The sequence below is a fragment of the Rhizocola hellebori genome, assembly GCF_016862955.1.
GTDB classification, from domain to species: Bacteria; Actinomycetota; Actinomycetes; order Mycobacteriales; family Micromonosporaceae; genus Rhizocola; species Rhizocola hellebori.
Map to the genome: position 1 here is coordinate 115709 of NZ_BONY01000023.1, position 16821 is coordinate 132529.

Consider the following 16821-nt stretch of genomic DNA (forward strand, 5'->3'; position numbering starts at 1 on the left):
GTCGCCATGAGCTATGCGAAGGTGCTGTGCGCGGCCCTGGTCGGCGTCGGCGGTCACCTGGTCGAGGTGGAGGCATATCTCGCGCCGGGTCTGCCGGGCGTTCACCTGACCGGGCTTCCCGACTCGGCGCTCAACGAGGCGCGCGACCGGGTACGGGCCGCGGTCGTCAACTCGGGGGAAACCTGGCCCGCCCAGCGGATCACGGTGAACCTGCTTCCCGCCTGGCTGCGCAAACACGGCTCTAGTTTCGACTTGGCCATCGCGCTCGCGGTGCTCGGCGGCACCGGCGAGCTGCCGCTCGCCGCGCTCAACCAGGTCCTGGTCCTTGGTGAGCTGGGGCTCGACGGATCGATCCGCCCGGTGCGGGGCACCCTGCCGATGGTGGCGACCGCGATGGCGTCCGGGATCAGGAGGATCATCGCGCCCACGTCGAGCGCTCCCGAGGCGGCGTTGGTGCCCGGGGTGAAGGTGCTCGCCGCTGACCGGCTCGCTGAGGTGATCGCTTTTGTGAGGGGTGAAGGCCAGCTCAGCGAGCCTCCGGCGGCGTCCGCAGTTCCGCCCAGCCCGACGCCCGACCTGGGCGACATCGCAGGGCAGGAGATGGGCCGGCTGGCGGTGGAGGTGGCCGCGGCCGGTGGCCACCATCTGGCCTTCTTCGGCCCGCCGGGCGGAGGCAAGACGATGCTCGCTAAGCGGCTGCCGTCACTGCTGCCCACTCTTGACGACAACGCCGCCCTGGAGGTGACCGCATTGCATTCGGTGGCCGGAGCGCTGCCCGAGGGTTTCACGCTCATCCGGCAACCGCCGCTGCAGGCGCCTCACCACACCGCTTCGGTGGCTTCGCTGGTGGGCGGCGGCAGCGGGCTGCCCCGGCCGGGGGCTTTGTCCCTGGCCCATCGGGGAGTGCTGCTGCTTGACGAGGCCCCGGAGTTTGGTTCGCGAGCGCTCGACGCGTTGCGGGAGCCGCTGGAGGAAGGCGTCATCACCATTGCCCGTGCTCAGGGTGTGGTGGTCTATCCGGCTCAGGTCCAGCTGGTGCTGACGGCCAACCCCTGCCCGTGCTCACGGCCGCCGGGCGACGGCGGCTGCGATTGTCCGCCACCGGTGAAGCGGCGCTACTTGCGGCGGCTCTCCGGGCCACTGCTGGACCGCGTCGACATTCAGATGGACCTCCACCCGATCAGCGCGAAAAATCTGTTGCAGGAAAAGCAATCCGAGCCCTCGCAGGTGGTGGCGCAGCGGGTGGGCGCGGCCCGGGCGGCCGCGCGGGAGCGGTGGTCTGAAATCGGCCGGCAGCTCAACGCCGAGATTCCGGTGGCGATGCTGCGGCACCCGCGTTGGCTCATTCCGGCCAGCGAGCTGGAAGACCTTATTCGGTGCCTCGACCGCGGGCTGATCTCCACCCGGGGCTACGACCGGGTGTTGCGCCTCGCTTGGACCATGGCCGATCTCTTCGGCCGCGATCGGCCCAGGCGGGCCGAAATCGGGGTAGCCCTCAACCTTCGACTCAGGGAGCTGTCATGACGGTGGACGACGAAGTGCTTGCCGCCCGGGTGGTGTTGGGATGGATCGTCGAGCCCGGCAACAGGGAGCTTTACCACCTGGTCAGTCAGGCGGGACCGGTCGAGGCGCTCGCCAGGGTGGTTTCGGGAAATGCGCCCAAGACGCTGGCCGCGGCGGCCGCGGCCAGGTTGCGGCATCATGAGCCGGCGCGGATCGCCGGTCATCTGCTGTCCCGCGCGCAGCGGCTCGGGGTGCGAATTGTGGTGCCGGAGAGCGAGGAGTGGCCGTCCTGTTTGGACGACCTCAGCAGGATCAGCCTGCCCACCCACGACCGTTTCGATCGTGACACCTTTCCCCCACATGCGATCTGGGTACGGGGCACCGAGCGCCTCGACAGGCTGGCCGCCCGATCGGTGGCCATCGTGGGAGCCCGCGACTGCACCGACTACGGCGCACACCTCGCCGCTGACTTCGCCTACGGCCTCGCCACGCGCGGCTGGGCCATCATCTCCGGTGGTGCCTATGGGATCGACGCCGCCGCCCACCGCGGCTGCCTGGCCGCGCAGGGCCACACCGTGGCAGTGCTGGCGTGCGGCGTGGATCAGCCATATCCGCCCAGCAACACGGGTCTGTTCGAGCACATCGCCAGCAGCGGGCTCGTCATCAGCGAGTGGCCGCCCGAGTCGGCCCCGCATCGGCATCGGTTCATCATCCGCAATCGGGTGATCGCCGCCCTGGCCCGAGGCACCGTGCTGGTCGAAGCCGCGCTGCGCAGCGGTGCCCGCAACACCCTCAGGCGAGCCCGGCAGCTGGGACGTCCAGCGCTGGTGGTGCCGGGGAAGGCCACCTCCGAGCAGTCGGCCGGCTGCCATGCCGAGCTGCGACAGGAGGGCGATCTGCGGCCGCGGCTCGTCACTCGGGTGGAACACGTGCTTGAGGAGATCGGGGAAATCGGGGTGGATCTCGCGGAGCCGGAACGTGGCCCGGCCCGGCCTCAGGACACATTGGACGGTCCTGAGCTGCAGCTCTTCGATGCCGCCCCCAAACGCGGCGCCATCACCCCCGCGGAGTTCGCGGCGCGGGCCGGGGTCGGGCTGCTCGAGGCGCTCGCCGTGCTGCCTTCGCTCGCTTTGCGTGGGCACCTGCGCATGCATCCGGACGGCACCTACTCGCTTGCCCCGCCCCAGCGGGACAGGGCCTAGACTTCCGGCACATGATCCCCGGTGCACGCGAGCTGTTCGTTCTCGATCCTTCGGTAGCCCATCTCAATCACGGCTCGTTCGGCGCGGTTCCCACCGTGGTTCGCGACGCGCGCCGGCGCCTGCTCGACGAGTTCGACAGCAACCCCATGCTCATGATCACAGGCGATCTCCGGGAGCGAGAAGCCGCCTCGCGCGCTGCCCTTGCCCACTTCCTCGGGGCTGAGGAGGAGTCCTGTGCGCTCATTGGCAATGTCACGTTGGGGGCCTCTATCGTCCTCAACTCGATCGATCTGCGCGAGGGCGATGAAATCGTCATCACCGATCACAGCTACAACGCGGTAACCCTTGCCGTGCAAGACCTTCACCGCCGCCGCGGGGTCAGGGTGATAGTCGCCCCGGTCGAGCTCGGATCTTCCGACGCCCAAACGGTCGACGCGATCATGGCGCATGTCGGCGAGCGCACCAGGCTGGTGATCGTGGATGAGATCTCTTCCGCCACGGCACAACGCCATCCGGTGGCGGCGATCGCCGACGCGCTGCGGGCACGCGGCGTACCCCTGCTCGTGGATGCCGCCCACGCTCCCGGAATGTTGCCCAAACCGCTCGCCGACATCGAGGTCGACTTCTGGATGGGCAATCTCCACAAATGGGCCTTCGCCCCGACCGGCACGGCGCTGCTGCAGGTCTCGCCGCGATGGCGCGACAGGATGGCACCGCTAGCCGTCTCACACGCCCATCCGGCGGGCTTTCCCACGCATCTCGAGCAGCAGGGCACCCGCGACTTCACGGTCTGGCTGGCTGCCCCGGTCGGCCTGTCCGTCTTCGACCGGTTCGGTGAGCGCACCGTCCAGCGCCACAACGAAGAGCTCGCCGCCTACGGCCAGCGTGTGATCGGGCAGGCGCTCGGCCTCCTCCCCCAGCAGCTGCCCGACCCCGGCCCCGGCGTCAGCATGCGGATCATCCCGCTCCCGGAGGGCCTCGCCGTCGATCAAGAAGGAATCATCGCGTTGCGCCAGCGGATCGCCGACGAGCTTCGCTGCGAGGTGACCCTCAACCTGTTCCGGGGCCAGACCTATCTCAGGGTCAGCGCACAGATCTACAACAGCGAGGCCGACTACGACCGCCTCGCCGACGGTCTGCCCGCCTTGCTAAGGGCAGCAGCCTGACCCGGCCCACGCCCACCAGGATCAACGGGTCCAGGTAGGTATCGCCGCGGCGCAGCCCCCAGTGCAGGCATGCCTCGACCGGGCAGCCGGGATGCCCGCTCACCACGGTGCCGATCACCTGCCCGGCCAGCACCCGCTGCCCCACCGCGACCACCGCCTCGACCGGCTCATACGTCGTGATCAACCCGCCGTCATGGCTGATGCTGATCACCGGCCGGGAGACCACCACCCCCGCGAACCGGACAACGCCCGCCCCGGCCGCCCGCACCACATCGGAATCAGCAACAAGATCCACTCCGCGATGCCCTGCTGCCCACGGCTCGGGCGGTGGATCAAACCCGCGCACCACCGCAAGCACCCCATAAACCGGCCACACCCACCCCTCCCCCAGCAAGCCAGCGCGAGCCGGATGGGCCCGCGTGGCAGGCACTGGCGCGAAACCCCTCAGCCAAGGTGAAACCCGCGGGGGACCCGGCGGCAACGCAGGGACCCGAAGGGCGGGCAGCGGCGCAGAGGCTGCGCGGGCCGCCGGCGCCAATACCGGAAGAGCAGGCGGCAACGCAGAGACCCGAAGGGCGGGTGGGGCAGCAGCTGCGAGGGCCGCCGCAAAGGCCGGAAGGGGCGGCAGGGATGTGGACCTGGAGAGGGTGGGTGGTGATAGGAGGCAGGTGAGGGTGAGGGCGAAGGTTAGGGCGCGCGTGGGCCAGCAAATGGGCATGGGAGTGAGGATGAAGGAATCGGCCGCGCCAGGAGGGCGCGGCCGAGGAAGGGTTGTGGATGGGCGAAGGGTTGGGGATAACCCTCCGAAGTGGAGGTCTTTGTGTTAGAAGCCGGCCTCGGAAGGCAGGGAGATGTCGGGCTTCTCCAGCTCTTCGACGTTGACGTCCTTGAAGGTCATTACCCGGACGTTTTTGACGAAGCGCGCTGGGCGGTACATGTCCCAGACCCACGCGTCGTGCATCTCCACCTCGAAGTAGACCTCGCCGTCCGAATTGCGCACGTGCAGGTCTACCTGGTTGGCCAGGTAGAACCGGCGCTCGGTCTCCACCACATAGGAGAACTGGCGGACGATATCGCGGTACTCGCGGTAGAGCTGCAGCTCCATATCGGTTTCATACTTTTCGAGATCTTCAGCGCTCACGTGACCCGCCCTTCTGCAGCTCGACCGAGGAAACCGTACCGCGCCGCCCAGCCTGCTGCGCGGTTAGCCACGTCGCCGCGACGTTCTTGTAAGAGTGCCGGTGGACGGGGCTGGGACCATGTTCACGCAGGGCAGCTGCGTGCTCAGGGGTGCTGTAACCCTTGTGCTCGGCGAAGCCGTACTCGGGGTAGAGGCTATCGAGCTCGGTCATCATTCTGTCCCGCGTGACCTTCGCCACCACACTCGCGGCGGCCACGCAGGCGGCGACCTGGTCGCCTTTCCACACGGCCAGGCCGGGGGCGCCTATGCCGTCGACGGCGAAGCCGTCGGTCAGGACGTAGGTCGGCGCTGGGGTGAGCTTCGCGATGGCGCGGCGCATCGCGGCCACGTTGCCGACGTGCAACCCACGTTCGTCGATCTGCTCGGGCTCGACCACGATCGCCGCCCAGGTCACCGCGGTGGCCATGACCTGCTCGAAGATGCGCTCACGAGCGAGTTGGGTGAGCAGTTTGGAGTCGTTGAGCCCTTCGATCTCGCGGCGGTCGGGCAGCACCACGGCGGCGGCCACGAGCGGGCCGGCGCACGCGCCGCGGCCGGCTTCGTCGGCGCCGGCGACCACGGCGAAGCCGCGGCGGCGCAGGGCGCGCTCGAGGACGTAGATCCCGCCGTCGCTGCGGATGAGAGGCCGGCTTGGGCTCAGCAAGGCTCTATCCCCAATCTCTTCAGCACATCGAGGAGGTCCTCCGGATAGTAGGCCTCCTGAGCGACAGCCAGCTCCTCCATGAACCACCAGCGATGACCATCGGTGGACGCGATTTCGACCTCATCGAAGCCGCTGGTGTCCACCTGCCAATTCGACACCCTCACCAGGTAAAAGTCTTGTTCTTGCCGGTACCTGACGCCTTGGAACGAATAGCTGGCCACGTCATGGTGGACCGGCTCACCGAGCTGGGCGGGGGTGAGCGCCAGCCCGGTCTCCTCGTATAGCTCCCGCGCGGCGGCCTCGGCCGCAGGCTCGTCGGGGGCGATGCCTCCGCCGGGGGTGAACCAATATCGGACTTCGGGCACAGCGGGGTCGAAACCCCTGAACAGCAGAACCGCACCTTGATCGTTGACCAGGAGGACGCGGACGGCGGCTCGCTGTCTGGACTCCATGCCTCAAGCCTAGGCGTTACCGGCCGCCCAGACCGGGGGAGGTTCACCCACTGGTGAGTGGATCAGGAACTCCGCTGAAGGTATCGGGCACGGAAAGCCATGTTGCCCGATTAAACGGCCAGAACAACACAAAGGCCCGCCCGACGACCGCGTCCTCGGGGATGGTCGCCTGTTCGATGTCCTGCCCCGAGCTGGTGTAGTGCTGCAGCGAGTCGCCCGAGGACTGCCGGTGGTCGCCCATGACCCACAGCCGGCCTTCCGGCACCACGATGTTGAACTGGTGCGCCGAGGGCGTGTTGCCCGGATAGATGTATGGCTCGTCCAACGGGTGACCATTGACCTGAATTCGGCCCTGCGGGTCGCAGCACACGACCCGGTCGCCCCCGACACCGATCACCCGTTTGATGTAGTCCTCGTGTTCAGGTTTGTTGCGCCAGTCCTCTGGCGCCTCGAAGACGATGATCTCGCCTCGTTCGGGGGATCTAAAGTCGTAGACGAGCTTATTGACCAAAACCCTGTCGTCGAGATCAAGGGTGTGTTCCATAGAGCCAGAGGGAATGAAGAACGTCTGTACAACAAACTGCCTGACCAGGAACGCCACCAGAATGGCGACGCCCAATAGGATAGGCAGCTCCTTCCAGAACGAACCCTTGCTGCTCTTGGCCTGCTCGTCAATCACGCACGGAGCCTACGCGGCCAACCTGAGAGTGACCATGAGGGGCCGGTCGATCGCCAGGTGTGTCGCCGCTACCAACGTCGTTTGCGGGTAACGAAAAGCAGGGGAAGCAGCACAGCGGCATCGCCCGTCACGCCATCGAAGACATCTTGTCGCGCGAGCGAACCCCACCGGCCGAACGGGGTGGCGATGACCATGGCCTTGCCAATCACGTTGTCGATCGGCACTAACCCTTGGCAGCGCGAGTCTTGCGACACCCGCCGATGGTCGCCGAGGACGAACAGCATGCCCGGCTCAACCGTCACCGGGGCGAAGTCGCGGGTGCTACAGCTTTTCGCTGAGGGCTGACCCCGAGTCGAATTGCGGACAACATAGGGCTCATCAATGGCGACTCCATTGACATATATACGTCCGTCGCTATCGCAACAGGAGACCTCGTCTCCCGGTACCCCGATAACGCGTTTAATGAAATCTTTCTCGCCAGGCTGCGAAATGCCGATGAGGTCACCCACACTGCGGCCGAGTTTGGAGAAGAAACCGGCACCGGGGTCGACCCGATTTTCGATGGCCGTCCAGCTTTCCGGTCCTTTGAAGACGATGACCTCGCCGCGGGCCGGGTCGCGGAACTCGTAGACCACCTTGTTGACCAGCACCCGGTCGCCGACCAGAAGCGTGTCCTCCATCGATCCCGAGGGGATGTAGAAGGCTTGCATGAGGAACGTACGGATCAGAACGGCCAGGCAAAAAGCGACCACCAGCAGCAGCGGGAGCTCCTGCCACAGCGGCATGCCCTTTCGCTTACTCCTACGACGCTCTCGGCGCGGCCACTGTTCTCCGGCAAATGAATCGCGATCATCAGACACAGCACGCCGCCTTGGAAACACGCCCGGATTATTGAAGATATCGGCGGACAGCGTAGAACGTCTCACGAAAAATGGGCACCCATCGGATGCCCATTTTTTTGCGAAAGGAAAAGTCTTAAGCGACCTTCGTCTCCCGGAGCTCCTTGATCTTGGCCTTCTTGCCACGGAGATCGCGAAGGTAGTACAGCTTGGCCCGGCGAACATCACCTCGGGTGACCACCTCGATGCGGTCGAGCGCGGGGCTGTTGATCGGGTAGGTGCGCTCGACGCCAACGCCGAAGCTCAGCTTGCGGACCGTGAAGGTCTCGGTCAGCCCGGAGCCCTGGCGGCGGATCACCACACCCTGGAAGATCTGGATACGGGAACGGTTGCCCTCGACGACCCGGGCGTGCACCTTGACGGTGTCACCGGGGCGGAAGTTGGGCAGGTCGGTGCGGATAGAGGCGGCATCGACGATGTCCAGCGTGTTCATTTGCTACGTCCTTAAGACAAATGTGGGCATGGCTGACCCGAGGCTGAGCTTGATCGGGTCCTCGTCGGCGAAACCGACGGCAGGCAACCTCACTACTCTGCCACAGCCTCGCCCGGGAGAGCGAATCCGCCTTCCCTCAATAGAGCGATGTCACGTTTGTCGAGGGTCGCCGGGTCGAGCGCGGCGAGCAGGTCCGGGCGTCGGGCGGCCGTGCGCAACAGGGCCTGATCGCGCCGCCAGCGCGCCACCTTGCCGTGATCGCCCGAGCGCAGGACCGCGGGCACCTCGTGCTCACGCCAGCTGGCCGGCTTGGTGTAGACGGGGGTTTCGAGCAGGCCGTGAGCGTGTGACTCGTCGTCGAGCGAGGAGGCGTTTCCCAGTACCCCCGGAAGCAACCGGACGATCGCCTCCATCATCACAAGCACGGCCACCTCACCGCCGAACAGGACGTAGTCACCCAACGAGACCTCGGTGGCCGCATAATGCTCGATGACCCGCTGGTCGATGCCCTCATAGCGCCCGCACGCGAACACCAGGTGCTCCTCCTCGGCCAGCGCGTGCGCCATTTTCTGGGTGAAAGGCGCACCGGCCGGAGACGGGACGAGGAGCCGAGCGCCGGGTGACAGCACGGAGTCGAGCGCGAGGCCCCACGGCTCGGGCCGCATCACCATGCCGGGCCCGCCACCGTAGGGCGTGTCATCGACTGTTCGGTGCACGTCGGAAGTCCAGGTGCGCAGATCGTGGACGGTCAGCGCGACCGGCGCCTTGCCCATCAGTGAAAGGTCAAGGGGGGCAAGGTAATCCGGGAAGATCGAGATGATGTCGACCCGCATCACAGCTCCAGCAGTCCGCCGGGCGGATCGATGATGACTTGCCGCTTTTCCAAGTCGACCGTGGGCACGATGGCCCGGACGAAGGGAACCAGGGTGGTCCGCCCGTCGGGGCGTTTGACCTGAAGCAGATCGGCGCCGGGGGCGTGGTTCACCCGGGTGATGGAACCGACCTCTTCGCCCGAGACGGTGACGACCGCAAGCCCAACCAATTGATGGTCATGGAATTCTTCCGGATCCACGGGCGGCGCCACCGAGGCCGAGTCGACCTCGAGCACCTGACCCCGCATGGCCTCGGCCGCCTCGCGGTCGGGGATCTCCTCGAAGAAGACCAGAAAGCGGCCCAAATGGGGCCGCACTGAGGTGATGGTGAGGCGGGAGGAGCCGGCTATGAGCACCGACCCCTCCCGAAAGCGCAGTTCCGGCTCGTCCGTGCGGGAATCCACGATCACTTCACCGCGAATCCCGTGCGGGCGGACGATCTGCCCGACTGTCAAAAGCATCGTTAGAACGAGTCGACGATATCGACGCGAATGCCCTTGCCACCGACCGAGCCGATGACCTGGCGCAGCGCGCGCGCCGTCCGGCCGCCCCGGCCGATGACGGTGCCCAGATCCTCCGGGTGAACCCGGACCTCAAGGCGCGCCCCACGGCGGTTGTCGACCAGACGCACCCGGACGTCGCCCGGGTGGTCCACGATGCCCTTGACAAGGTGCTCCAGCGCTGGCCGGAGCGCGCTGTCAGCCCTGCTGCTCGTCGCCGGCCGCAACAGCCGTCTCCTCTGCAGCGGGTGCTTCGGCGGCCGGCTTCTCGGCCGGCTTCTCGGCCGGGGCCTCAGCCTTTGCCGGGGCAGCCTTCTTCGCAGACGCCTTGGTCGGCTCGGGCTTGCTCAGGCCCGCGGCGGCCTGCGCGGCAGCCTCGTAGACGGCCCTGCGGTCGGCACGTGCCGGGGCCACCTTCAACGGCTCGGTGGGAGCCGGAAGACCCTTGTACTTCTGCCAGTCGCCGGTCTTGGAAAGGATGGCGACGACGGCCTCGCTCGGCTGTGCGCCGACCGAGAGCCAATGCTGGACCCGATCGGATTTGACCTCGATCAGCGAGGGCTCCTCCTTCGGGTGGTAGATCCCGATGAACTCGATCGCCTTGCCGTCACGCTTGACGCGCGAGTCGGCGACGACGATGCGGTACTGCGGGTTGCGGATTTTGCCCATCCGCAGAAGCCGGATACGAACGGCCACGGTAATTTCGCTCCTGTTGCGTTTGAGGTGAGCCGGTTGGCGACCGCGTGGGGTGCGGCTGCCTCGAAGCTCATGGACACAACTCGAGCCCGGGGTTAGAGGGCGCCAGGAACGAGTCGAATACCAATGGGCAATTATGCCAGACGCGATTAGTAGGACCTGGCGAGGATGGCTATGAGATCGGGCTCATCCTGCGAGGCCGGGACGGATCCGTCGGGCCGGTAAAGGCAGCGCACCGAAATCGCGCTCTGGTTGGCCAAAGCCTCGCCCTCTACGCCCACCGCCGACCACGGGATGCGCGCCCAGCCGCTGGCCGCCGCCTCCAGCGCTTCGTCCAGCGTCGCGACATCGACCGTGCGGGCTTCGCGCCTGCTCAGGGCCTCCTCATAGAGCCCCTTCTGGTCGGCCTCGAGCGCGGCGGTGACCGCGCCCACGGCCTCACCGATCGACACCGGTGTCTTTGATCCGTCAGTACGCCTTACCAGGGTCACGTTTCCGGCCGCGATGTCGCGCGGCCCTACCTCCACCCGGACCGGGATGCCCTTGAGCTCCGCGTCGACCGCGCGGCGGCCGAAGGCGGTGTCGACGCGGTCGTCAAGCTTCGCGCGGACGCCCGCCGCGACAAGGTCCTCGTAAAGGGACCGGGCGGCGTCCTCAACACCTGTCTTGACCACCGTCACGACAGCCTGGGTGGGCGCCAGCAGCGGCGGCAGGCGCAGGCCGTTGTCGTCGCCGTGACACATGATCAGGCCGCCGAGCATGCGGGTGGACGTGCCCCACGAGGTGGTCCAAGCCAGCTCGCGCGTGCCCGAGTCGGAGGAGAAGAAGATCTCGAAGGCGCGGGCGAAATTCTGGCCCAGCTCGTGGGAGGTGCCCATCTGCAGCGCCTTGCCGTCGCCGGTCATCGCCTCCAGCGTGTAGGTGCTCGTCGCACCCGCGAAGCGCTCACGGTCGGTCTTGCGGCCCACCACCACCGGGATGGCGAGCAGGTCACGCATGTGCCGCTCGTAGACCTCGTGATGGATCTTCAGCGTGTACGCCTTGGCGTCCTCGAACGAGGCGTGGGCCGTGTGGCCCTCCTGCCAGAGGAACTCACTGGTGCGCAGGAAGATCCGCGGGCGCATCTCCCAGCGGACCACGTTGGCCCACTGGTTGAGCAGCAGCGGCAGATCCCTGTACGAGTCGACCCACTTGGCCATGAACTCGCCGATGACCGTCTCGGAGGTCGGCCTCACCACGATCGGCTCGGCGAGCTGCTTGCCCCCGCCGTGGGTGACCACCGCCAGCTCGGGCGAGAAGCCTTCGACGTGCTCGGCCTCCCGCTTGAGGTAGCTCTCCGGGATGAACAGCGGGAAGTAGGCGTTCTCCGCCCCGGCCGCCTTGATCCGGGAGTCCATATCGGACACCATTCGTTCCCAGATCGCATAGGCGGTCGGCCTGATCACCATGGTTCCCCGAACCGGGCCGTTGTCGGCCAGCTCAGCTTTGGCGATCAAGTCCTGGTACCAGCGGGGGAAGTCCTCCGCGCGGGGCGTAAGCACACGAGCCATGGGTGCGAATCCTACCCGCGTGCCTAGGTGCAACCTGACGCGAGGCCTGGCCGTGTTCTGATACGTGACCGTGCTGGACTTCGAAGCCTTCTACCAAGGCAGCGCCCAACGGCTGATGCGCTTCGCGTACGGCCTCACCGGCGATCTTGCCGAGGCGCAGGACTTCACCCAGGAGGCCTATGCCCGGGCCTGGCAGCGCTGGCGGAAGGTCCAGCGCTACGACAACCCAGAGGCCTGGCTCCGGCTCGTGGTGACCCGGCTGGCCACGGATAGGTGGCGCTGGATCGGGGTGCGGCGGGCTTCCCCGCCGCCCAGCGCCGAACCGGTACCCCCGCCGGATGAAGAGCTGATGACCCTCGTGGCCGCGCTGAAGCAGCTGCCTTTGGAGCAACGGCGGGCATTGGCTTTGCACTATCTCTTCGATCAGTCGGTAGCCGACATCGCAGCCGAAACCGGCACGAACGTCAACACCGTCAAGTCCTGGCTGGCTCGGGGCCGAGCCAATCTCGCCACTGTGCTGGGAGGTCGCAGCCATGTCGGCTGAGCTGGAGCGGGCCTACGCGAAGCTCGCGGAGAAGGCCGACAAAGAAAAGATTCCAAGCTTCTATGGGGTACTGGCCAGAGCCCGCCAGCGCCGCCGCCGAACCGTGAACACCACCCTGTCGGCGATAGCCGTGCTCGCCGTTTTCGCGGGCGTGGCGTTCCTGCCCCGCTTCGAGGAGGGGCCGATGCACGGTAATGGCAGGGTCTTCGTCACCTTCGATGCCGCGGCCGGCCAGGTCATCACCTATCCCAGCCCTGTTCAATTTGCCATGACGGCTACCGACGGGCAGCGCTCCTACGTGATGTGGTGGGGCGAGGACAATCGGGAATGGGTCGCCGCCATCGACCTCGCCACCGGGCAAACCCCTTGGGCGCCAATCTCTTTGGGCACGTTCGGGGACACTAACGGGATGGTGGCGTCACCCGGGGCCATCCTCCTGCTTACCGAGGGCAGCTACGACAACCTCCTGATCCACGACAACCGAGACACCATCGTCGCGGTGGATCCGTTGACGGGCAAGGTGATGTGGACATTGCCCTACAGCTTCAACGACACCGACCGCGTCCTCTACTCCGACACCCTGGTCATCTCGTGGAATAAGACCGGAAAGACCGAGGCGCTGGACCTGCGCACCGGCAATCCGAAGTGGACGGTCACAGATCCGCTGGCACCCGGAGGCGTGAACGCCATGCGCGACCATCGCGAATTCGAGTCCTACGGCGGGTGGAGCGGATTGCCCGTGCCCACGGACAAGCGGGTGGTGTTGCATTTTGTCGACGGGCGCGTCCAGATCCGCGATGTCGGCACCGGGAACGTCCTGAGCGAGCGCTCAGGCGCGACGGCCGAGCCCGGCGGCTGGCGGGAGACGGTGATCGGCGACAGCTTGTACTGGACGGATCCGCGGGGGGTGATGCGCGCGAGCCTCACCGGATCGCAGGCCCCGACACGTCTGAACACCCCGGCCTCATCCGACGAGCGCACCAGGGTCGAGCCGTGCGGTCCAGAGCTGATCTGCGTCGTGACCGGCAAAGAGATCGTCGCCATCGACGAACGAGGCCGCGAGGCCTGGCGGATCTCAACCCCGACCGGCGTGGGGACGTTCGCGAGCACGTCGGGCATCGCCACCCTCGACAATGAGGGCCACTCCGCTGCCTATGACCTGAAGGGCAGCCAGTTCCTGCCCGCCGAATACCGGAGCGGCGCGGCGCTGTGGCTCGATGCCGACAGCCTCCTGATCTTTCAGACGACCGGGATCACCGCCTACTCCCTGTCCAGGCGCGTGGGCATCATGCTCGCGCCGAACCGGGTCACCGGCTACTGCTCCTGGAACGCGATGCAGCTGGTCTGCCCCACCCAGACCGGCATCTCGGTGTGGACCTATGCGGTCAGCTGAGCAGGCGGCCGCGCAGGATGATGTGGCTGGGTGACTGAAGCACCCTCAGGTCGTCACGGGGGTCGGTGTCGTAGACGGTGAAGTCGGCCCCGGTGGGAAAGCCGAGCCATTCCCGCGCTCCCCAGGAACCGGCCCGCAGGACGTCCATTGTGGACATTCCGGCGGCGTGCAGGCGAAGCATCTCCTGTGCCACCAGGCCGTGGTCGATGCCGCCTCCGGCATCCGACCCGGCGTAGATGGGCACACCCGCTTCGTAGGCCGCTCGCACCACCGCCGGGAAGCCGGCCTGGAGGTGGCGCATGTGGCTGGCGTACTTGGGGAATTTCCCCTCGGCCCGATCAGCGATGTGGCCGAATGTCTCAATATTTATCATTGTGGGTACCAAGGCCGTCCCTCGTCGCGCCATCTCATCGATGACGTCGAGGCTGAGCCCTGTCCCATGTTCCACACAGTCGATTCCGGCCCGTACCAACGTCGCGATGCTGTGCTCCTCGAAACAGTGCGCGGTCATCCTTACCCCGGCGGCGTGCGCCGCTTGCACCGCCGCGGTCAGGATGTCGTCCTCCCACGCCGGGGACAGGTCCCCGCGATCGCGGTCGATCCAGTCGCCGACCAGCTTCACCCAGCCGTTGCCCGCCTTGGCTTGCCGGGTCACCTCGGCCGCCACCTCGCTCGGCGGCACCTCCTGCCCGATCTCGGGCAGGTAACGCCGCTGCGGGGCCACATGCCTTCCGGCGCGGGCCAGCCTGGGCAGCTCGGGATCGTCGTCGAGGGACGGGTAGGGAAACGGGCTGCCCGCGTCCCGGATCGCCAGCACTCCGGCGTCGCGGTCCACTATCGCCAGCTCACGGGCCTGCTCGAGCGAGGTCACCGGGGCGCCGCCGGGAGCTATGCCGATGTGGCAGTGGGCGTCGACCAGGCCGGGCAGGATGAATCCGCCCGCGACGACCACCTCCGGCCCGGGCGCGTCGACCAGAATTTCCCGCATTTCGCCTTCGGGGAGGACCACGCCTCGCAAACGCACAGCCACCGAAGCACCTTCCCACATGCGGCAGCCTTGGTCTTCGGCGCGGGCCTGAGGCCTACTTGTCCTGGTCTTTGTCCTTGTCCTTGCGCATCAGCTTGCCGAAGTCGAGCCTGGGCGCCTTGAACGCATCGGCACCCGGCATCGCCGACGGGTCCATGCCCGGTGGCAGCTGAGGCATCCCGCCGCCCGGGAAACCACCCGGCATCCGGGGACCGCCACCGCCACCGCCCTTGGTGCCCTTGCGCTTGTTCTTCGGCGACTTCGTCGCCTTGCGCCTTCCGGGCAGGCCCATCATCCCGCCCATCTGCTTCATCATCTTCTGCGCGTTCTCGAAGCGATTGAGCAGCTGGTTCACGTCCATCACGGTGACGCCGGATCCGCGGGCTATGCGGGCCCGGCGCGAGCCGTTAATGATCTTTGGTGTGGTGCGCTCGGTCGGCGTCATCGAGCGAATGATCGCCTCGACCCGGTCGAAGTGCTTGTCGTCGAGCTCGGCCAGCTGGTCCTTCATCTGGCCCATGCCGGGCATCATGCTGAGCATGTTGGAGATCGGCCCCATCTTGCGCACGGCCGCGAGCTGCTCCAGGAAGTCCTCCAGCGTGAACTGCTCGCCACCGAGCAGCTTGGCCGTCATCTTCTCCTTCTGATCGGAGTCGAAGGCCGCTTCCGCCTGCTCGATCAGGGTGAGCACGTCACCCATGCCCAGAATCCGGCTCGCCATCCGGTCCGGGTGGAAGACGTCGAAGTCCTCAAGCTTTTCGCCGGTCGACGCGAACAGGATCGGCTGCCCGGTCACCTCGCGGACGGAAAGCGCCGCACCACCGCGCGCGTCACCGTCTAGTTTGGACAGCACCACACCGGTGATGCCTACGCCGTCGCGGAAGGCCTCCGCGGTCGCCACCGCGTCCTGACCCACCATCGCGTCGATCACGAAGATGATCTCGTCCGGGTCGACCGCGTCGCGGATTCCCACCGCTTGCGCCATCATTTCCGCGTCTATACCCAGCCGTCCGGCGGTGTCGACGATCACAATGTCGCGCATGTGCCGACGGGCGTGCTCGATCGACTCCTTGGCCACGGCGATCGGATCGCCCACCCCGTTGCCCGGCTCGGGGGCGTAGACCTCCACCCCTGCCCGCTGCCCCACCACCTGGAGCTGGTTCACCGCGTTGGGCCGCTGCAGGTCGGCGGCGACCAGCAACGGCTGGCTGCCCTGCGCCTTGAGCCATCGCGCGAGCTTGCCCGCGAGCGTCGTCTTACCCGCACCCTGAAGACCCGCCAGCATGATCACGGTCGGCGGCTGCTTGGCGAAATTCAGCCTGCGCGCCTCACCGCCGAGCACATGGATCAGCTCTTCGTGCACGATCTTGATGACCTGCTGAGCCGGGTTCAGCGCCTGAGACACCGAAGAGCCCCGCGCCCGCTCCTTCAGCCGGTGAATGAACGCCTTGACCACCGGCAGCGCGACATCGGCCTCCAGCAGCGCCAGCCGGATCTCACGGGCGGTCGCGTCAATATCGGCTTCGGTAAGCCGGCCTTTGCCGCGGAGCTTGGTAAAAATCCCGGAAAGCCGGTCGCTCAAGGTATCGAACACAGAGCAAGGGTAGCGGGTCCTTCCGCAGACCCTTTCCACGCCGCTGCGTCGTGGTCGCTCGCCGTCAGCTCCCGCGCGGCACATCCCTGCGTGCTCCCCACCCTCCCCAACCCGCCGCGCCCGGGCCGGTTAGACGGCGGGAGTCACTGGTAGAGGTATGGGTTGCTGCGGCCTTTGCTCTGCACCCATAGACGCAACCCACCAGCAATGTGCGCCTATGGGTGCAGAGCAAGGTGCCGCGAAAGCAGTGCCCACCAGCCACGCAATGCGGGGTGCGGATTGGGTGGGTCGGCGGCGCAGCCGCCGGGGGTGACCACGCACGGACGTCGCGTTGCCGCCGGGAGATACGGCGCGCAACCACGACGGCGCGGCGCAGAAATGCGCTGCAGCCATCACCGAAGCAGGCAGGAAGCAGCAGGCGGAATGGAGGTGCAGGCGGCAAGGCAGCAAGGGCAGGCGGCAAGCAG

Annotated in this window: 19 protein-coding genes; 5 read left to right on the forward strand and 14 right to left on the reverse strand. The window is 67.0% G+C overall.

The window, feature by feature from the left end:
* The first annotated feature begins 6 nt into the window (after positions 1–6).
* The 3 genes from Rhe02_RS20375 to Rhe02_RS20385 are packed head-to-tail and all read left to right on the forward strand — an operon-like array spanning position 7 to position 3871.
* Positions 7–1524: a YifB family Mg chelatase-like AAA ATPase gene (locus Rhe02_RS20375; RefSeq protein ID WP_203909865.1), complete on the forward strand. Its 1518-nt coding sequence runs from the start codon at positions 7–9 to the stop codon at positions 1522–1524.
* Positions 1521–2705, forward strand: coding sequence for a DNA-processing protein DprA (gene dprA, locus Rhe02_RS20380; RefSeq protein ID WP_203909866.1), 1185 nt, complete (start codon positions 1521–1523; stop codon positions 2703–2705). The genes Rhe02_RS20375 and dprA overlap by 4 nt, the downstream gene beginning before the upstream one ends.
* An 11-nt stretch (positions 2706–2716) precedes the next feature.
* Positions 2717–3871 (forward strand): aminotransferase class V-fold PLP-dependent enzyme, encoded by a 1155-nt coding sequence (locus Rhe02_RS20385; protein WP_203909867.1) that lies wholly within the window; start codon positions 2717–2719, stop codon positions 3869–3871.
* Here the strand turns inward: Rhe02_RS20385 and Rhe02_RS49895 are convergent.
* From Rhe02_RS49895 to proS, 12 genes are all read right to left on the reverse strand, one after another.
* Positions 3789–4499 (reverse strand): murein hydrolase activator EnvC family protein, encoded by a 711-nt coding sequence (locus tag Rhe02_RS49895; RefSeq protein ID WP_373320664.1) that lies wholly within the window; start codon positions 4497–4499, stop codon positions 3789–3791. The two genes, Rhe02_RS20385 and Rhe02_RS49895, sit on opposite strands and share 83 nt — an antisense overlap.
* A 195-nt stretch (positions 4500–4694) precedes the next feature.
* Complete coding sequence (locus tag Rhe02_RS20395) at positions 4695–5012, reverse strand: DUF2469 domain-containing protein (RefSeq protein WP_203909869.1); 318 nt, start codon at positions 5010–5012, stop codon at positions 4695–4697.
* Positions 5002–5715: a ribonuclease HII gene (locus Rhe02_RS20400; RefSeq protein WP_203909870.1), complete on the reverse strand. Its 714-nt coding sequence runs from the start codon at positions 5713–5715 to the stop codon at positions 5002–5004. The genes Rhe02_RS20395 and Rhe02_RS20400 overlap by 11 nt, the downstream gene beginning before the upstream one ends.
* The gene (locus Rhe02_RS20405; RefSeq protein ID WP_203909871.1) at positions 5709–6167 is read right to left on the reverse strand and encodes an NUDIX hydrolase; all 459 of its coding nucleotides are present in this window, start codon (positions 6165–6167) and stop codon (positions 5709–5711) included. Before Rhe02_RS20405 ends, Rhe02_RS20400 begins: the two co-directional genes overlap by 7 nt.
* A gap of 43 nt (positions 6168–6210) precedes the next feature.
* Complete coding sequence (lepB, locus tag Rhe02_RS20410) at positions 6211–6846, reverse strand: signal peptidase I (RefSeq protein ID WP_203909872.1); 636 nt, start codon at positions 6844–6846, stop codon at positions 6211–6213.
* 68 nt (positions 6847–6914) lie between these two features.
* Entirely contained in the window at positions 6915–7631 is a 717-nt protein-coding gene (gene lepB, locus Rhe02_RS20415; RefSeq protein ID WP_203909891.1) for a signal peptidase I, read from the reverse strand.
* A gap of 190 nt (positions 7632–7821) precedes the next feature.
* Positions 7822–8178 carry a 50S ribosomal protein L19 gene (rplS, locus tag Rhe02_RS20420; protein ID WP_203909873.1) on the reverse strand — a complete coding sequence of 119 codons (357 nt, stop codon included), beginning with the start codon at positions 8176–8178 and terminating at the stop codon, positions 7822–7824.
* A 92-nt stretch (positions 8179–8270) separates the two neighbouring features.
* Positions 8271–9011, reverse strand: a complete 741-nt coding sequence (gene trmD, locus Rhe02_RS20425) for a tRNA (guanosine(37)-N1)-methyltransferase TrmD (RefSeq protein ID WP_203909874.1) — start codon at positions 9009–9011, stop codon at positions 8271–8273.
* Positions 9011–9511, reverse strand: coding sequence for a ribosome maturation factor RimM (gene rimM, locus Rhe02_RS20430; protein WP_203909875.1), 501 nt, complete (start codon positions 9509–9511; stop codon positions 9011–9013). Before rimM ends, trmD begins: the two co-directional genes overlap by 1 nt.
* A gap of 2 nt (positions 9512–9513) precedes the next feature.
* A complete protein-coding gene (locus Rhe02_RS20435) occupies positions 9514–9777 on the reverse strand; it encodes an RNA-binding protein (protein ID WP_203909876.1) in 264 nt (87 codons plus the stop codon).
* Positions 9749–10246 (reverse strand): 30S ribosomal protein S16, encoded by a 498-nt coding sequence (rpsP, locus tag Rhe02_RS20440; RefSeq protein ID WP_203909877.1) that lies wholly within the window; start codon positions 10244–10246, stop codon positions 9749–9751. Before rpsP ends, Rhe02_RS20435 begins: the two co-directional genes overlap by 29 nt.
* Positions 10247–10395: 149 nt before the next feature.
* Positions 10396–11796 (reverse strand): proline--tRNA ligase, encoded by a 1401-nt coding sequence (gene proS / locus Rhe02_RS20445; RefSeq protein WP_203909878.1) that lies wholly within the window; start codon positions 11794–11796, stop codon positions 10396–10398.
* A gap of 73 nt (positions 11797–11869) precedes the next feature.
* Here proS and Rhe02_RS20450 point away from each other — a divergent pair, with 73 nt between their 5' ends.
* A complete protein-coding gene (locus Rhe02_RS20450; protein ID WP_203909892.1) occupies positions 11870–12340 on the forward strand; it encodes a SigE family RNA polymerase sigma factor in 471 nt (156 codons plus the stop codon).
* Positions 12330–13733 (forward strand): outer membrane protein assembly factor BamB family protein, encoded by a 1404-nt coding sequence (locus Rhe02_RS20455; RefSeq protein ID WP_203909879.1) that lies wholly within the window; start codon positions 12330–12332, stop codon positions 13731–13733. The genes Rhe02_RS20450 and Rhe02_RS20455 overlap by 11 nt, the downstream gene beginning before the upstream one ends.
* On the opposite strand, the gene Rhe02_RS20460 is transcribed toward Rhe02_RS20455, so the two are convergent.
* Positions 13726–14763 carry an amidohydrolase family protein gene (locus tag Rhe02_RS20460; RefSeq protein WP_203909880.1) on the reverse strand — a complete coding sequence of 346 codons (1038 nt, stop codon included), beginning with the start codon at positions 14761–14763 and terminating at the stop codon, positions 13726–13728. The genes Rhe02_RS20455 and Rhe02_RS20460 overlap by 8 nt on opposite strands.
* A gap of 52 nt (positions 14764–14815) precedes the next feature.
* Entirely contained in the window at positions 14816–16354 is a 1539-nt protein-coding gene (gene ffh, locus Rhe02_RS20465; protein WP_203909881.1) for a signal recognition particle protein, read from the reverse strand.
* Positions 16355–16821: the final 467 nt, after the last annotated feature.

What these genes read in the sequence shown, in the direction of transcription:
- Rhe02_RS20375 (WP_203909865.1), top strand. Translation starts at nt 7, where the DNA reads ATGAGCTATGCGAAGGTGCTGTGCGCGGCCCTGGTCGGCGTCGGCGGT.
- dprA (WP_203909866.1), top strand. Translation starts at nt 1,521, where the DNA reads ATGACGGTGGACGACGAAGTGCTTGCCGCCCGGGTGGTGTTGGGATGG.
- Rhe02_RS20385 (WP_203909867.1), top strand. Translation starts at nt 2,717, where the DNA reads ATGATCCCCGGTGCACGCGAGCTGTTCGTTCTCGATCCTTCGGTAGCC.
- Rhe02_RS20405 (WP_203909871.1), bottom strand. Translation starts at nt 6,167, where the DNA reads ATGGAGTCCAGACAGCGAGCCGCCGTCCGCGTCCTCCTGGTCAACGAT.
- lepB (WP_203909891.1), bottom strand. Translation starts at nt 7,631, where the DNA reads ATGCCGCTGTGGCAGGAGCTCCCGCTGCTGCTGGTGGTCGCTTTTTGC.
- rplS (WP_203909873.1), bottom strand. Translation starts at nt 8,178, where the DNA reads ATGAACACGCTGGACATCGTCGATGCCGCCTCTATCCGCACCGACCTG.
- trmD (WP_203909874.1), bottom strand. Translation starts at nt 9,011, where the DNA reads ATGCGGGTCGACATCATCTCGATCTTCCCGGATTACCTTGCCCCCCTT.
- rimM (WP_203909875.1), bottom strand. Translation starts at nt 9,511, where the DNA reads ATGCTTTTGACAGTCGGGCAGATCGTCCGCCCGCACGGGATTCGCGGT.
- proS (WP_203909878.1), bottom strand. Translation starts at nt 11,796, where the DNA reads ATGGCTCGTGTGCTTACGCCCCGCGCGGAGGACTTCCCCCGCTGGTAC.
- Rhe02_RS20455 (WP_203909879.1), top strand. Translation starts at nt 12,330, where the DNA reads ATGTCGGCTGAGCTGGAGCGGGCCTACGCGAAGCTCGCGGAGAAGGCC.